15 protein-coding genes are annotated in these 15,379 nt (G+C 65.1%); 13 read left to right on the top strand and 2 right to left on the bottom strand.

Features of this window, described 5'->3' with window-relative positions:
• Positions 1-38 precede the first annotated feature (38 nt).
• The 10 genes from CIT40_RS30265 (at position 39) to CIT40_RS30220 (ending at position 10,462) form a co-directional block, all read left to right on the top strand.
• A complete protein-coding gene (locus tag CIT40_RS30265; protein WP_094892949.1) occupies positions 39-941 on the top strand; it encodes an ABC transporter permease in 903 nt (300 codons plus the stop codon).
• Between the two features lie 3 nt (positions 942-944).
• On the top strand, positions 945-2,006 hold the full coding sequence (locus tag CIT40_RS30260; RefSeq protein ID WP_162307742.1) for an ABC transporter ATP-binding protein: 1,062 nt from the start codon (positions 945-947) through the stop codon (positions 2,004-2,006).
• Positions 2,003-2,200 carry a hypothetical protein gene (locus CIT40_RS30255; protein ID WP_094892948.1) on the top strand — a complete coding sequence of 66 codons (198 nt, stop codon included), beginning with the start codon at positions 2,003-2,005 and terminating at the stop codon, positions 2,198-2,200. The genes CIT40_RS30260 and CIT40_RS30255 overlap by 4 nt, the downstream gene beginning before the upstream one ends.
• On the top strand, positions 2,197-3,612 hold the full coding sequence (locus tag CIT40_RS30250; RefSeq protein ID WP_094892947.1) for an amidase: 1,416 nt from the start codon (positions 2,197-2,199) through the stop codon (positions 3,610-3,612). The genes CIT40_RS30255 and CIT40_RS30250 overlap by 4 nt, the downstream gene beginning before the upstream one ends.
• Positions 3,609-4,586: an ABC transporter ATP-binding protein gene (locus CIT40_RS30245; RefSeq protein WP_094892946.1), complete on the top strand. Its 978-nt coding sequence runs from the start codon at positions 3,609-3,611 to the stop codon at positions 4,584-4,586. Before CIT40_RS30250 ends, CIT40_RS30245 begins: the two co-directional genes overlap by 4 nt.
• Before the next feature lie 218 nt (positions 4,587-4,804).
• A complete protein-coding gene (locus CIT40_RS30240) occupies positions 4,805-5,074 on the top strand; it encodes a GlsB/YeaQ/YmgE family stress response membrane protein (protein ID WP_035964451.1) in 270 nt (89 codons plus the stop codon).
• A 256-nt stretch (positions 5,075-5,330) separates the two neighbouring features.
• Positions 5,331-7,079, top strand: a complete 1,749-nt coding sequence (locus CIT40_RS30235) for a type I secretion system permease/ATPase (protein WP_109862239.1) — start codon at positions 5,331-5,333, stop codon at positions 7,077-7,079.
• Positions 7,080-7,089: 10 nt separating this feature from the next.
• On the top strand, positions 7,090-8,424 hold the full coding sequence (locus tag CIT40_RS30230) for an HlyD family type I secretion periplasmic adaptor subunit (protein WP_094892933.1): 1,335 nt from the start codon (positions 7,090-7,092) through the stop codon (positions 8,422-8,424).
• 215 nt (positions 8,425-8,639) lie between these two features.
• On the top strand, positions 8,640-10,109 hold the full coding sequence (locus tag CIT40_RS30225) for an AMP nucleosidase (protein ID WP_094892932.1): 1,470 nt from the start codon (positions 8,640-8,642) through the stop codon (positions 10,107-10,109).
• Between the two features lie 77 nt (positions 10,110-10,186).
• Complete coding sequence (locus tag CIT40_RS30220) at positions 10,187-10,462, top strand: DUF1488 family protein (protein ID WP_094892931.1); 276 nt, start codon at positions 10,187-10,189, stop codon at positions 10,460-10,462.
• A 197-nt stretch (positions 10,463-10,659) separates the two neighbouring features.
• Here CIT40_RS30220 and CIT40_RS30215 read toward each other — a convergent pair whose 3' ends face one another.
• Positions 10,660-11,142 (bottom strand): CinA family protein, encoded by a 483-nt coding sequence (locus CIT40_RS30215; RefSeq protein WP_094892930.1) that lies wholly within the window; start codon positions 11,140-11,142, stop codon positions 10,660-10,662.
• Positions 11,143-11,287: 145 nt separating this feature from the next.
• On the opposite strand from CIT40_RS30215, the gene CIT40_RS30210 reads away from it, so the two are divergent.
• The 3 genes from CIT40_RS30210 to CIT40_RS30200 are packed head-to-tail and all read left to right on the top strand — an operon-like array spanning position 11,288 to position 13,893.
• Positions 11,288-12,346, top strand: a complete 1,059-nt coding sequence (locus tag CIT40_RS30210; protein ID WP_094892929.1) for an amidohydrolase family protein — start codon at positions 11,288-11,290, stop codon at positions 12,344-12,346.
• A gap of 24 nt (positions 12,347-12,370) precedes the next feature.
• A complete protein-coding gene (locus tag CIT40_RS30205; RefSeq protein ID WP_094892928.1) occupies positions 12,371-13,480 on the top strand; it encodes an amidohydrolase family protein in 1,110 nt (369 codons plus the stop codon).
• Positions 13,480-13,893, top strand: a complete 414-nt coding sequence (locus tag CIT40_RS30200) for a Rieske (2Fe-2S) protein (protein WP_094892927.1) — start codon at positions 13,480-13,482, stop codon at positions 13,891-13,893. The genes CIT40_RS30205 and CIT40_RS30200 overlap by 1 nt, the downstream gene beginning before the upstream one ends.
• 140 nt (positions 13,894-14,033) lie before the next feature.
• Here CIT40_RS30200 and tcuC read toward each other — a convergent pair whose 3' ends face one another.
• Positions 14,034-15,374, bottom strand: a complete 1,341-nt coding sequence (gene tcuC, locus CIT40_RS30195) for an MFS transporter (protein ID WP_094892926.1) — start codon at positions 15,372-15,374, stop codon at positions 14,034-14,036.
• Positions 15,375-15,379 lie beyond the last annotated feature (5 nt).

Genomic DNA, 15,379 nt, shown 5'->3' with positions numbered 1-15,379 from the left:
TTGCATCGAGTGACCCATTGCTCACCGGGAGCCTGCCGATGAGCGAGCTTCCGTTATCCGCCACCGCAGACGCCGCGCTGCAGGCTGCGCCCGCGACCAAGGCGCGCGGTTATTGGGCGACCGTCGGCCGCCGGATCCGGCGTGACAAGGTCAGCATGGCCTGCGCGCTGGTGCTGCTGCTGATCTTCCTGTCTGCGATCCTCGCGCCATGGCTCGGCCTGGAAGATCCCTACAAAGGCTCGATGATCCGGCGCCTGCGCCACATCGGTACGCCGGGCTACCCGCTCGGCACCGACGAGCTCGGCCGCGACATGCTGGCGCGGCTGATCTATGGCGGGCGGCTGTCGCTGGTGATCGGCATCCTGCCCGTGATCCTTGCGTTTGGAATCGGCACCTCGCTCGGCCTCGTCGCCGGCTATGTCGGCGGCAAGATCAACACCGCGATCATGCGCACGATCGACGTGTTCTACGCCTTTCCCTCGGTATTGTTGGCGATCGCGATCTCCGGCGCGCTGGGGGCCGGCATCCTCAATTCCATCGTGTCGTTGACGGTCGTGTTCGTGCCGCAGATCACCCGCGTCGCCGAAAGCGTCACCACGGGCGTGCGCAACATGGACTTCGTCGAGGCCGCGCGGGCCTCAGGCGCCGGACCCTTTACCATCATGCGCGTGCATATCCTCGGCAACGTGCTCGGCTCGATCTTCGTCTATGCGACCAGCCTGATCTCGGTCTCGATGATCCTCGCGGCAGGTCTCTCCTTCCTCGGCCTCGGCACCAAGCCGCCGGAGCCTGAATGGGGCCTGATGCTCAACACGCTCCGCACCGCGATCTACGTCAATCCGTGGGTTGCCGCTTTGCCGGGCGCTATGATCTTCGCGGTCTCGATCTGCTTCAACCTGCTCTCGGACGGCCTGCGCAGCGCCATGGACATCAGGAACTAGGCCATGAGCGAGAGCAACGCATCCGTTGAAATGCTCGAGCCGGTCGAAGACGTCGGTGGCGTCGCGCAGCCGCTGCTTCAGGTCAACGGCCTCACCAAGCACTTCCCTGTTCGCGGCGGCCTGTTCGCCGCGAAGCGGACCGTGCGCGCGGTCGACAACGTCTCCTTCTCCGTCGCCAAGGGCGAAACCGTCGGCATCGTCGGCGAATCCGGTTGCGGCAAATCCACGACCGCGCGCCTCCTGATGCATCTGATGCCGCGCGATACCGGCGACATCATCTATGACGGCATGACAGTCGGCCAATCGCTCTCCTTGCGCGAATTGCGCCGCGGCATGCAGATGGTGTTCCAGGATTCCTACGCCTCGCTCAATCCACGCCTGACGATCGAGGAATCCATCGCCTTCGGTCCCAAGGTGCACGGCATGGCCGACGGCGCGGCACGCGCATTGGCGCGCGAGCTGCTCGGCAAGGTCGGCCTGGTTCCTGCGAACTTCGCCAACCGCTATCCGCACGAAATCTCCGGCGGCCAACGCCAGCGCGTCAACATCGCGCGGGCGCTGGCGCTGTCGCCGCGTCTGGTGATCCTGGACGAGGCTGTCTCCGCGCTCGACAAATCGGTCGAGGCGCAGGTGCTCAACCTGCTGGCGGACCTCAAGCGCGAGTTCGGGCTGACCTATCTCTTCATCAGCCACGACCTCAACGTCGTGCGCTACATCAGCGATCGCGTGCTGGTGATGTATCTCGGCGAAGTCGTCGAACTCGGCCCGGTGGACCAGGTCTGGGACAACCCCGCGCATCCCTACACGCGCGCGCTCCTTGCGGCGATGCCGTCGTCCGATCCCGACAGGCGTACTGAGCAGCCGCCGATCACCGGCGATCCGCCCAATCCGATCGATCCGCCCCCGGGGTGCCGCTTCCACACCCGTTGTCCGTTTGCGGAGCCGCTCTGCGCAAATGCGACACCAAAGCTCATCGCACTCGATAAGATGGGCCACGAGGCCGCGTGCTACATGGCGATACCGGGTTCAGGCCATAGCCGCGCGCCCAGGGAGAAGACCGCATGACGAGACCGACACCGAAAGAGATCAAGCCGATCGCGCAAATCGCCGGCGTCCCCGTCGACGACGAGATCGCGATGCGTATCTCCAATTCCATCGGGCCTGCCTTCGAAGGCTTCGAGGCCATCGCCGGCACGCTGCCGTTCGACCTCGAGCCCGCGCTCTATCCTGTCGTGCAGGCGCAGAAGGTGTCGAAATGAGCAGTGAGCCTGCATTGATGACGCTCACCGAGGTCGCGCGCGCGATCGCGATGAAGCAGGTGTCCTCGCACGAGGTGACGCGCGCGCTGCTGCACCGCATCGCGCAGTGGCAGCCGCATCTCAATGCCTTCATGTCGATAGAGGCCGAGGCCGCGTTGAAAGCGGCGGACGCCGCCGATGCCGAGCTGGCCAAGGGCAATGTTCGTGGTGCCCTGCATGGCGTGCCGCTCGCGCACAAGGACATGTACTACGATGCCGGCCATGTCGCGACCTGCGGCTCGCTGATCCGCCGCGATTTCGTGCCGACCGTGACCTCCACGGCGTTGCAGCGGTTGAAGGACGCCGGCCAGATCAGGCTCGGCACGTTGCATCTGGCCGAATTCGCCTATGGCCCGACCGGGCATAACGCTCATTACGGCCCGGTGCGCAATCCCTGGAACGTCGCCCACATCACCGGCGGCTCCTCGTCCGGCTCCGGCTCGTCGGTCGCGGCGCGCCTGACGTTTGCGGCGCTCGGCTCCGACACCGGCGGCTCGATCCGGATGCCCGCGCATTTCTGCGGCGTCACCGGCCTCAAGACCACGGTCGGCCGCGTCAGCCGCGCCGGCGCGATGCCGCTGTCGCAATCGCTCGACACCGTCGGTCCGCTCGCCCGCACCGCGGAGGATTGCGCGCTGCTGCTGGCGCTGATGGCTGGCCCCGACCCCGCGGACTCCACCTGCAGCCACGAGCCGCTGTCCGATTATGTCGGCGCGACCAAGGGCTCGCTGAAAGGCCTCAAGATCGGCGTGCCCACTTCGTTCTATGTCGACGATCTCGACAGCGAGGTCGCGCGCGTGCTGGACGAGACCATCGCGGTGCTCAAGCGTGAAGGCGCCGACATCGTCAAGGTCGAACTGCCGGACCAGCGGCAATTGTCTTCGGCGAGCCAGCTCGTGCTCGCCGCGGAAGCTGCCGCCTTCCACAAGCGCTGGATGATCGAGCGTCCGCAGGATTATGGTGCACAGGTGCTGATGCGGCTGCAGAACGGCCTCGCCGTTCCCGCCATCACATATCTGGAGGCGATGCGCTGGCGCGGTCCCGCGCTCGCGGCGCACAATGCCGCGACGGCAGGAGTCCATGCGGTGATCGCGCCGGCATCCCCGGTGCCGGCACCGACCATCGAGGAGAGCGACGTCGGCGGCGGCCCGAACGCGCCGGCCATGGTGCAGCGGCTGACGCTGTTCACCCGCCCGGTGAACTTCTTGGGGCTGCCGTCGCTCACGGTGCCCTCGGGCTTCACCAAGAGCGGCCTCCCGGTCGGCATGCAGCTGATCGGCCGCTGCTTCGACGAGGCGACCCTGCTCACCATCGGCGCCGCCTTCCAGCGCGTTACCGATTATCACGATCGATTGCCGAAATTGCCGTCATGACAAACCTCGTCGAGATCTCAGGCCTCAACATCCGCTTTACCGGCGAGCGCACGGTCTATGCCGTGAACGACCTCAGCCTGTCGCTGGGGAATAGCGAGGTGCTGGGCCTGCTCGGCGAATCCGGTTCGGGCAAGAGTGTGACCCTGCGTGCGCTGATGCGGCTGTTGCCGAAGAAGCGCACGCAGATATCGGGCAAGGTCAACGTCATGGGGCAGGATGTGCTCGCCATGAACGACGAGCAGCTCTCCTCCTTCCGCGGCCAGACCGTGTCGATGATCTTCCAGGAGCCGGCATTGGCGCTGGATCCGGTCTACACCATCGGTGCGCAGATCGCCGAGAGCGTCGTGCGCCACGAAGGCAAGAGCTACGCGGAGGGCAGGGCGCGCGCACTCGAAATGCTCGAGGTCGTGCGCATTCCCTCCGCAAAACGCCGGCTCGATGCCTATCCGCATGAGATGTCCGGCGGCATGCGCCAGCGCGCGATGATCGCGCTGGCGCTCGCCTGCCGGCCGAAAATCTTGCTCGCGGACGAGCCGACCACCGCGCTCGATGCCACCGTGCAGATCCAGATCCTGTTGCTGCTGCGCGAGCTGCAGCGCGAGTTCGGCATGTCCGTCATCTTCGTCACCCACGACATTGGTGTGGCGATCGAGATCTGCGACCGTGTCGCGGTGATGTATGCCGGTCAGATCGTGGAGCAGGGCACGCTTCGCGACATCGTCCGGAACCCCGTGCATCCCTATGCCAAGGGCCTGCTTGCCTCGACCATTCACGGCGCCAAGCGGGGCGCGCGGCTCGAAACCATCCCCGGCACGCCGCCCTCGCTGGCCGAGAAGCCCCACAACTGCTCCTTCGCCCTGCGCTGCGCCGTGGCGCAGCCGCGTTGCCTGGAGCAATTGCCTGCCAATGTGGCGGTCGGGCCGGGCCGGGCGGCGCGATGTGTGCTGGCGGAGCAGGCGGCGGCGCTGTCATAATATTTGAGCGCTGTCGCCGTTACGCTCCTTCCCTTGAAATTCCTCTGCGGCAACACCGGGGTGTCACAGTTCACGCAGCACTGCAGGCAAACGCCGTTCTACTTTGCATGGGGTTGTTTTCGACATTTCGGTCGGAGCCGGCTGAAGCGAATAGCATTCAGATGCCATTCATCCCGGTTCCCGTTCCATGCGGCCATTCACGGAGAGGGATCAGACTGATGTACATTTCCAACGAGGGCCTGCTCGTCATCCTGTTCGTCGGCCTGGTCGCCGGCTGGCTCGCCGGCAAGATCGTGCGGGGCGCAGGCTTCGGGATCATCGGCGACATCGTCATCGGCATCTGTGGCGCGCTGGTCGCGAGCCTCCTGTTTCCAAAGCTCGGCATTCGCATCGGCACGGGCCTGGTCTCCGAGATCGTCTATTCCGCCATCGGCGCGGTCATCCTGCTGCTGGTGGTGCGGCTGGTGCGCGGTGGCGGCCGGTTCTAGCAGCCGCCCGGCTCGATCGATCGGAACTGGCCGCCTCTCCCGAACCGGGAGTGGCGGCCGCTTTACACCAAAAAGCCGCAAAGACTGTGAAATACCGGGCTTGCGCACGGGGCAGCTACGGGTAGATGTGGCGTCTCGGGGTTTGCGATGAACCCGGCGTTGGACGCAGTGCCAATGGGATGTTAATTCGGGGCGCGTACCCTGAATCGCCTGTGAAATCAGGGGCCTTGGCCCCCACCTGAAAGAGATCAGACTGATGGCAGCCGGTCCCGGCGTCCGCCGTTCAGAGCTCAGCGACGCCCTGCGCGCCTGTCGCACGGCGTTCATCGGCGTCGGCTTGATGAGCTGCATGATCAACCTGCTCTATCTGACCGGGTCGATCTTCATGCTGGAGGTCTACGACCGGGTGCTGCCGAGCCGCAGCGTCCCGACCCTGGTCGGCCTGATCATCCTCGCCAGCTTCCTCTACATGGCGCAGGGCGTGCTCGACATGATCCGCAACCGGATCCTGGGGCGGATCGGCACGGCGCTCGACGAAGCCCTCAACAAGCGCGTGTTCGACACCATCGTGCGCCTGCCGCTGCTGGTTGGCAGCCGCAACGAAGGTCTCCAGCCGCTGCGCGACCTCGACAACGTCCGCTCCTTCCTCGGCGGCATGGGCCCGAGCGCGTTCTTCGACCTGCCCTGGCTGCCGCTCTATCTCGCCATCTGTTTCGCCTTCCACGTCATGATCGGCGTCACCGCTCTCGTCGGCGCCGTCATCCTGGTCGGGCTGACGCTGGTCACCGAGTTCATGTCCCGCCAGCCGGCAAAGGACGCGATGGGCCTTGCCGCGCAGCGCAACGATCTGGCCCAGGCCAGCCGCCGCAACGCCGAAGTCATGGTGTCGATGGGGATGGCCGGCCGGATGAACGCGCGCTGGAGCGAGGCCAACGAAAAATATCTCGCCGGCAATCAGCATGCGAGCGACGTCGCCGGCGGTCTCGGTGCGGTCGCAAAAGTGTTGCGCATGATGCTGCAATCGGCGGTGCTGGCGGTCGGCGCCTATCTCGTCATCCACCAGGAGGCGACCGCCGGCATCATCATCGCCGGCTCGATCCTGTCGGCCCGCGCGCTGGCGCCGGTGGATCTCGCCATTGCGCACTGGAAATCCTTCGTCGCGGCACGCCAGAGCTGGCACCGCCTCACCCGCCTGCTGGAGCAGATGCCGGCGCAGACGATGCCGACGCAGTTGCAGGCGCCCACGAGCAGGCTCTCGGTCGAAGGCATCGCCATGGTGCCGCCCGGCGACCAGCGCCTGATCGTGCAGGACATCACCTTCGCACTCGTCGCGGGCAACGGCCTCGGCGTGATCGGCCCGAGCGGGTCCGGCAAGTCGTCGCTGATTCGCGCCCTCGTCGGGGTCTGGCAGCCGGTGCGCGGCAAGGTGAGGCTCGACGGCGCGGCGCTCGATCAATGGTCGTCCGACATGCTCGGCCGGCACATCGGCTACCTGCCGCAGGACGTCGAATTGTTCGGCGGCACCATCGCCCAGAACATCAGCCGGTTCGATCCGGAGGCGACCTCCGACGGCATCATCGCGGCGGCGAAGGAAGCCGGCGTGCACGAGATGATCATCAAGATGCGCGAGGGCTACAACACGCAGGTCGGCGAGCAGGGCACGGCGCTTTCCGCAGGCCAGGCGCAGCGCGTGGCGCTGGCGCGCGCGCTCTACGGCAACCCCTTCCTGATCGTGCTCGACGAGCCCAACTCCAATCTCGACACCGAAGGCGACGAGGCTCTGACCCGCGCCGTCCGCGCCGCCCGCGAGCGCGGTGCCATCGTCGTCGTGGTGGCGCACCGCCCGATCGGCGTCGAGGCGGTCGACCAGGTGCTGGTGCTGCGCGACGGTCGCATGCAGGCGTTCGGCCCGAAGGAGCAGGTGCTCGCCCAGGTGCTGCAGCCGCGCGTGACGCCGCCGGCCCCGATCAAGATCGTCAGCGAAGGCGGAGTGGCCAAGCCATGAGTACAAAGTCATGAGCACGATGGCCATCGGCGGCGCGAAGCCGGCCGCGAAGAAGTCGGTGCGGGACTCGATCAAGTTCCACCTCCTGCTCGGACTTGGCATCGTGGTGGTCCTGGTCGTCGGTCTCGGCGGCTGGTCCTCGACCGTGCTGATCTCGGGCGCGCTGATCGCGCCGGGCCAGATCGTGGTCGAATCCAACGTCAAGAAGGTGCAGCATCCGACCGGCGGCGTGGTCGGCGAGGTGCGCGCCCGCGACGGTGACCTGGTCAAGGCCGGGGACATCGTGGTGCGGCTCGACGACACCGTCACGAAGGCGAACCTCGCCATCGTCACCAAGAATCTCGACGCCGCGCAGGCGCGCGCAGCGCGATTGCAGGCCGAGCAACGCGGTGTCGACAGACTGGAATTTCCGCAGGTCCTGCTCGATCGCGCCAATGATCCCGACGTCAAGCTGCTGCTCTCTGCCGAAACCAAGCTGTTCGACGTGCGCGTCAATGGCCGAGCCGGACAGAAGGCGCAGTTGCGCGAGCGCATCACCCAGCTGAACGAGGAGATCGCCGGTCTCAGCGCCCAGGAGAAGGCCAAGGATCAGGAGATCGCGCTGGTGCAGAACGAACTGACCGGCGTGCGCGATCTCTACGACAAGCGTCTGGTGCAGCTCTCGCGCCTGACCCAGCTCGAACGCGACTCGGCACGCCTCAACGGTGAGCGCGCGCAGTACATCGCTTCGCGCGCCCAGGCCAAAGGCAAGATCACCGAGACCGAGCTACAGATCATCCAGGTCGACAAGGACGTGGTGAGCGAAGTCTCCAAGGACCTGCGCGAGACCAACGACAAGATCGGCGAGCTGATCGAGCGCAAGGTTGCCGCCGAAGACCAGCTACGCCGCATCGACATCCGCGCGCCGCAGGACGGCATGGTGCTGCAATCCAACGTGCACACCGTCGGCGGCGTCGTCACCGCCGGCGACGCGCTGATGCTGATCGTGCCACAGGCCGACGATCTCCAGGTCGAGGCCAAGGTCAATCCGGTCGACATCGACAAGCTCCAGATCGGCCAGAAGACGCTGCTGCGCCTCTCCGCGTTCAACCAGCGCACCACGCCCGAACTCAACGGCCTCGTCAGCCGCGTGTCGCCCGACGTCACCACCGACCAGCGCACCGGCCAGAGTTACTACACCATCCGTGTCACGATGCCGGCCGAAGAGATCGCCCGTCTCGGCGACGTCAAGATGATCCCGGGCATGCCCGTGGAAGCCTTCGTCCAGACCGGCGACCGCACCATGCTGTCCTACCTGATGAAGCCGCTGCACGACCAACTGATGCGGGCGTTCCGAGAGAAGTGACCCGCGAAAGCGCGTCATCCCGGAGCGCGCTTAGCGCGCATCCGGGATCTCGTGCGGCAAATTCGTTCGCGTAGGGTGGGCAAAGGCGCAAAGCGCCGTGCCCACGATCTTTCAACGACGATGGGGTGGTGGGCACGCTTCGCTTTGCCCACCCTACGGCACCGCCTTCTTTGCTATAGTTCGACTCGAAGCCCAGGCAACCCGACGGTCGAACCATGCAATCCCTTCCCACCATCGCCACTGAATCTTTCTCCGACGCCTCACTTGCCGTGGCGCGGCTTGAAGAGATCTACGAGCGCAATACCAGGTTCCTGCGCGAACGGTTCGAGGCCTATGTCGGCGGCGAGGCGATCACGACGCGTGTGCGGGCCTATTATCCGTTCGTGCGCGTCACCACCGCGACGCATGCGCGGCTGGACTCGCGCCTCGCTTACGGCTTCGTTGCCGGCCCCGGCGTGCACGAGACCAGCGTGACGCGGCCGGATCTGTTTCGCACCTACCTGACCGAGCAGATAGGCCTGCTGATCCAGAATCACGGCGTGCCCGTCGAGATCGGCGAATCCGCCGAGCCGATCCCGATCCATTTCGCCTATCGCCGCGACATCAACATCGAAGCTGCAATTACCACCAGCGAGAGTTCTCCCGTCGCGCGATCGCTACGCGACGCGTTCGATGTGCCCGATCTCGGCACCATGGATGATTCGATCGCCGACGGCACCTTCGAGCTTCAGCCCGGCGCGCCCGAGCCGCTGTCGCTGTTCCGCGCAGCGCGCGTCGACTACTCGCTGCGCCGGCTCTATCACTACACCGGCACCGACCCCGAGCATTTCCAGAATTTTGTCATCTTCACCAACTACCAATTCTATGTCGATGCCTTCGCGCAAGCCTGCCAGCAACGGCTTCAGGCGAGCGAGGCTGGCCTCGATGCCTTCGTCGCGCCCGGCAACGTCGTCATGCGCAGCGGCGGTGCCACCAGTGGAGATGCACCAGCGCGCATGCCGCAGATGCCGGCGTTCCATCTGGTCGCGCCGGGCTATCGCGGCATCACGCTGATCAACATCGGCACCGGTCCGTCCAATGCGCGCAACGTCACCGACCATGTCGCCGTCCTGCGGCCGCACGCCTGGCTGATGCTCGGCCATTGCGCGGGCCTGCGCAACACGCAGCGCCTCGGCGATTACGTGCTGGCGCACGGCTATGTCCGCGAGGACCATGTGCTCGACCGCGAATTGCCGCCGTGGGTGCCGATCCCGGCGCTGGCCGAGATGCAGGTCGCGCTGGAAGAGGCGGTCGAGGACGTCACCGGCCTCGAAGGATTCGAGCTCAAGCGCCTGATGCGCACGGGAACGGTCGCGAGCGTCGACAACCGCAATTGGGAGATCAGCGGGCCCGAGGTGATCCGCCGCCTGTCCCAATCGCGCGCGGTCGCGCTCGACATGGAATCGGCCGCGATCGCCGCCAACGGCTACCGCTTCCGTGTCCCCTATGGCACGCTGCTCTGCGTCTCCGACAAGCCGCTGCATGGCGAGATCAAGCTCGCCGGCATGGCCAGCGAATTCTACCGTCGCCGTGTCGGCCAGCATCTCGAGATCGGCCTGAAGGCGCTGGAACGGCTCAAGCAGCAGGAATCGGAGCGGCTGCATTCGCGAAAACTCCGCAGTTTTGCCGAAGTCGCGTTCCAGTAGAGCGCTTCAACCTCATTGCGGCTGACAAGCCCGGTAATCCCAAGCATTGCCGGCGGGGGCCGACCGGACCGCTTTCCATGCCACTGATGCGCGACAGGGTCATCGGCCATGACCTCGAACGGCTGGCCTTTCGCTTCACCATGCTGAGCGGCGACGAGGTCGTGCAGTGCCAGATCAGCGACGCCGCGATGGACGAGCTCGCGGGAATGCAGGGCACCGAAAGCAGCGCGCGGCAGGCGCAGTTCCTCTCCCTGCGCGAGACCATCGAACGGATCGCGTCCGATATCTACGACGAGGCGCCGCGGGTGCCGGGCTACGTGGTACGGATTTTCATGCGGCATCTGGGACGGTGATGTCGATCATCGCCGCGATCGCGAGTTGCGACCGTCACCCTGAGGTGCTCGCCCCTTCGGCGAGCCTCGAAGGGCGACGGCCCGGCTGGCAGCTCGGCCGTTATCCTTCGAGGCTCCCCACGCGGCGCGTTGCGCCACGTGTCTCGCACCTCAGGATGACGGTTCGAAAGACGTGGTCGCTGCTCGCGCTAGGCACCTCACCCCTCCAGCTTCCGCAGCAGCAGCTTCAACGCCGTCGCGGCAAACATTTGCATGTTGCCGAGCCGGTCACTGCTGCCGGTCTCCAGCGTCATCACCTCCGCCACAGGTCCGCTCGCCGCCATGCAGCTATGACCGGCGGCGTCGCCGTAACGGTTGCCGGTGGGGCCGGCTGCGCCGGTCTCTGACAGGCCCCAGTCGGAGTTGAAGCGGCCGCGCATCTGCTCCGCCAGCAGTTGCGCGTAGGGCTCCGACGAGGAGCGAAAGCCCTTCATTCCTTCGTCCGAAATATCCATCAGCACGCGCCTGGCATCGCGGGTGTAGACCACGGCGCCGCCGAGGAAATAGGCGGATGCGCCGGGTACCGCGAGCAGGCTGGCCGAGATCAGGCCGCCGGTCGAGGATTCCGCCACGGCGATGGTCTGTTTGCGCGCGATCAGCTTCGCTGCGACCTGTTCCGCAATGCCGACGAGCTCTTTCATTCCGCACCCCCTATTCATTCGCAACCGAGCTCAGCCTTCCTAGCATATGACACGAGGCTTGGCCGAGTTGCGGGCGGAGGGCAGGCCTGCTTGAATGGCGGGCACAAAGAAGAGACATGCGAGGAAACGTGAGAAGGGAAACGTCATGGCGTCCCTGATCGCAGGCGGGGTGGATTGCGACGTGCATCCGGCCGTGCCGCATCTGACCAGCCTGCTGCCGTACCTGAACGACTATTGGCGCGATCAGGTGACGACGCGCGGCATGGTCGACCTCGTCTCGCAATCCTATCCGCCGAATTCACCGATCACGGCGCGGCCGGACTGGCGCCCCGAGAGCGGCAAACCCGGCGAAAGCCTGGAGGACATGCAGCGCCATGTACTCGATCCCTTCCAGCTCAGCTACGCCATCTGCAATCCGCTCTACGGCGTGCAGATGGTGTTTTCGGAGGATTTGCAGGCCGCCTTCTGCGGCGCGCTGAATGAGTGGCTGGCAAAGGAATGGCTCGATCGCGACAACCGGCTGCGCGGCTCGATCGTGATCCCGACGCAAAGCGTCGAGAAGGCCGTGGCCGAGATCGAACGCTGCGCGCAGGACAAGCGCTTCGTCCAGGTGTTGATGCTGGTGATGGGCGACACGCCGCTCGGCAAGCGCGCGCTGTGGCCGATCTATGAAGCCGCGGAACGGCTGGAACTTCCTGTCGGCGTCCACGCGGGCTCCGCCTATCACAATCCGCCGACCGCGGTGGGATGGGGGTCCTACCACATCGAGGATTATGTCGGTCAGGCCCAGGCGTTCCAGACCCAGCTCACCAGCCTGATCGTCGAGGGCGTGTTCGCCAAATATCCGCGCCTGAAAATGGTGATGCTGGAATCCGGCGTCTCCTGGATTTCCCCCTATCTCTGGCGGCTGCACAAGTTCTGGCGCGGGGTACGGATGGAGACGCCTTGGGTCGACCGCGCGCCGCTGGATATTGTGCGCAGCAACATCCGCTTCTCCTTACAGCCATTTGATGCGCCGCCGGAGGCCGAGACATTAATTCGCCTGTTTGATCATATGCAGTCCGACGAATTGGTCCTATTCTCCACGGACTATCCGCACTGGCAGTTCGACGGCCGAGATGCGCTGCCCGAAGGTCTCACCCCCGATCTCGTGCGCAAGATCATGATCGACAATCCGCATGCAACCTATCCCCGCCTGATCTAGCCCGCTGCCAAAGGAGGCAAGGCGATGAATATCCAATTCCGCGAGAACCAGGAAGCCGCGTCCCCCCTGACCGTCAAAACCGCGATCGCGGACTGCGACATCCATCCGGCGCGCGCTACTCGCACCGAGCTTTATCCCTATCTCGCCAAACGCTGGCAGCATCATCTCGAGGTCTACGGCGTCCATGCCTATCAGGGCATGATGGAAGGCCCGCCCTATCCGAAGGCGCAGCCCAACGCCTCGCGCCGCGACGCCTATCCGCCCGAAGGCGGGCCGCAGGGCTCCTCGCTCTCCTTCATGCAGAAACAGCTGCTCGATCCCAACAACGTGCAGCTCGGCGTGCTCAATCCGCTCAACACCGGGCAGGGCATCCGCAACCACGAACTCGCGGCCGCCTTGTGCTCGGCGATCAACGACTGGCAGATCGACAAATGGACCAGCAAGGACAAGCGGCTGAAAGCCTCCATCGTCGTCGGCAATGAGGACGGGCTGTCGGCCGCCGCCGAAATCCGCGAGCGCGCCGGCGACAAGAACTTCGTGCAGGTGCTGCTGCTCAGTCGCAATGTCGAGCCGCTCGGACAGCGCCGCTACTGGCCGATCTATCAGGCCGCGGAGGAAGCCGGCCTTCCCGTCGGCGTCCACGCCTTCGGCTTCGGCGGCAATCCGATCACGCCGTCGGGCTGGCCGTCTTATTACATCGAGGAGATGGTGGGGCATTCGCAGTGCCAGCAATCGGCGCTGGCGAGCCTCGTGCTGGAGGGGGTGTTCGAGCGCTTCCCGAAACTGAAGATGGTGATGATCGAGGCCGGCTTCGGCTGGGCGCCGTCGCTGGCCTGGCGGCTCGACAAGGTCTGGCAACGGCTCAGGAGCGAGGTGCCGCATGTCAAACGGCCGCCGTCGGAATACATCCGCGAGCAGGTGTGGTGGACCACGCAGCCGATGGAAGACCCTGAAAGCCGCGAGGATCTGTTCGACGTCATCAACTGGATCGGCTGGGACCGCCTGCTGTTCGCAACCGACTATCCACATTGGGATTACGACGAGCCGTCGCGCGTGCTGCCGGCCGGCGTCAGCGAGGCCAATCGCGAGGCGTTCTATCTCGGCAATGCGCGCGCGCTGTACGGGATTGGTTGATGGCGCGGCATGTGATCGCGCCGGTCGATGAACTGCCGCCGGGCACGCGAAAATTTCTGGAGATCGACGGGCGGCCGATCGCGGTCTTCAACATCAAGGGCGAATATTTCGGCCTGATGAACCGCTGCCCGCATCAGGGCGCGTCGCTGTGCGAGGGGCCGCTGATCGGGCTCGCGCAGTCGAATAATCCCGGCGAGATCGAGTACACCAAGCTCGGCGAGATCATCCGCTGCCCCTGGCACGGCTGGGAGTTCGACATCCGCACCGGCCAGTCCTATTGCGATCCTCGCCGCTTCCGCGTGAAGGCCTATCCGGCCCATGTCGAGCCTGGCGCGAGCGTGGTGAAGGGGCCGTATGTTGCCGAAACTATCGCGGTGAGCGTCGAGAGCGACTACGTGGTGGTGGAGCTGTAGGCCCCGCCGTCATTCCGGGGCGATGCGAAGCATCGAGCCCGGAATCCATGGCGCCGCAGGAGTGCCGGGAGAAATGGATTGTCAGGTGCGCAATTGCGCACCGTAGCTCGCCCTTTCGGGCGCCCCGGAATGACGCCGTCCTAGTGCCCCGCCACCGGCTCGGCCGTGGCATCATACGTCGTCACCGCCTGGCGCCCGCCGCGATAGACGATCGATGCGGCAATGATGCCGAGCACCGCACCGAACATGAGCCAATACGCCGGCGAGGCCTTGTCTCCGTTGGTCATGCTGATCAGTTTGGTTGCCACAAAGGGGGTCGACGTTCCGAAAATGCCTGCAGCCAATGCGAACGCGATCGAGAAACAGGTGGTACGGACGTGTGCCGGCACGATCTCGACCAGACACCCCAGCATCGTGCCGCTGTAGACGCCAAAGTAGAACGAGAACATCATCTGGACTGCCAGCAGTTTTCCCAAGGTGGGGGCCGCTGCGAGCCAGGAAAGTGCCGGGTAAGCCGTCAGGAACGCCAGGCTCGCGATCGTCAGCAGCACAGGCTTGCGGCCGATCCGGTCGGAGACCGCGCCGCCCACCGGATTCCAGATGAAGTTCGTCACCGCAACGAGAAGGGTCACGAGCAATGTCCCCGTCGGCGAAAGGTTGAGCTGCTTGCCGAAACCGGGGGCGTACACCGTGATGAAGTAGAACGTCGTCGTGGTCAGCACCGCAATCATCATCCCGAGAATGACAATGCGCCAGTTCGCGATCGCCGAGGCGAACACCTCGTTTGCGGTCGGATGTTTCTTCATGGCGAGGAAGGCCGGTGTTTCCTCGAGCGATCGCCGCAGCATGAAGATCACGGGGATAATGATGCAGCCGACGAAGAACGGGATGCGCCACTTCGCGATTCCCCCGAGTGAATCCAGGAAAGTATCGCTCGGAATCGCTTCCCTCAGGATGAAGCCGATGATCGCCGCGACGAAGATCGCGACCTGCTGGCTGGAAGACTGGAACGAGGTGTAAAAGCCGCGATTGCCAGGCGTCGCGATCTCGGACAGATAAACAGAGACGCCGCCCAGCTCCACGCCAGCCGAGAACCCCTGTATCAGCCGGCCAATCAGGACAATGACCGGGGCGGCAACGCCGATCGCGGCGTAAGACGGACAGAAGGCAATGACCACGGTACCAAGCGCCATGAGCGCAAGCGTGACGATCAGGCCTTGGCGGCGGCCGATGCGGTCGATGTAGGCACCCAGCAAGATTGCGCCGACCGGACGCATCAGCGCACCGAGCCAAAACACGCCATACGCATTAAGGAGTGCTGCGGTCTCGTTTGCGGCGGGGAAAAACGCCTTTGCGATATCCTGTGCATAGAAGCCGAACAGGAAGAAGTCGAACTGCTCGAGGAAATTGCCTGACGTGGCACGCAGGATCGCGCCGATGCGCGACTTGATCTCGGGCGGATTGGTTGCTGGTCCAGCCATGACGT

Source organism: Bradyrhizobium amphicarpaeae, assembly GCF_002266435.3.
In the GTDB taxonomy this organism is placed as follows: Bacteria; Pseudomonadota; Alphaproteobacteria; order Rhizobiales; family Xanthobacteraceae; genus Bradyrhizobium; species Bradyrhizobium amphicarpaeae.
The sequence above is the reverse complement of the archived record's forward strand: the minus strand, read 5'-3'. Positions and strand labels throughout refer to the sequence as shown.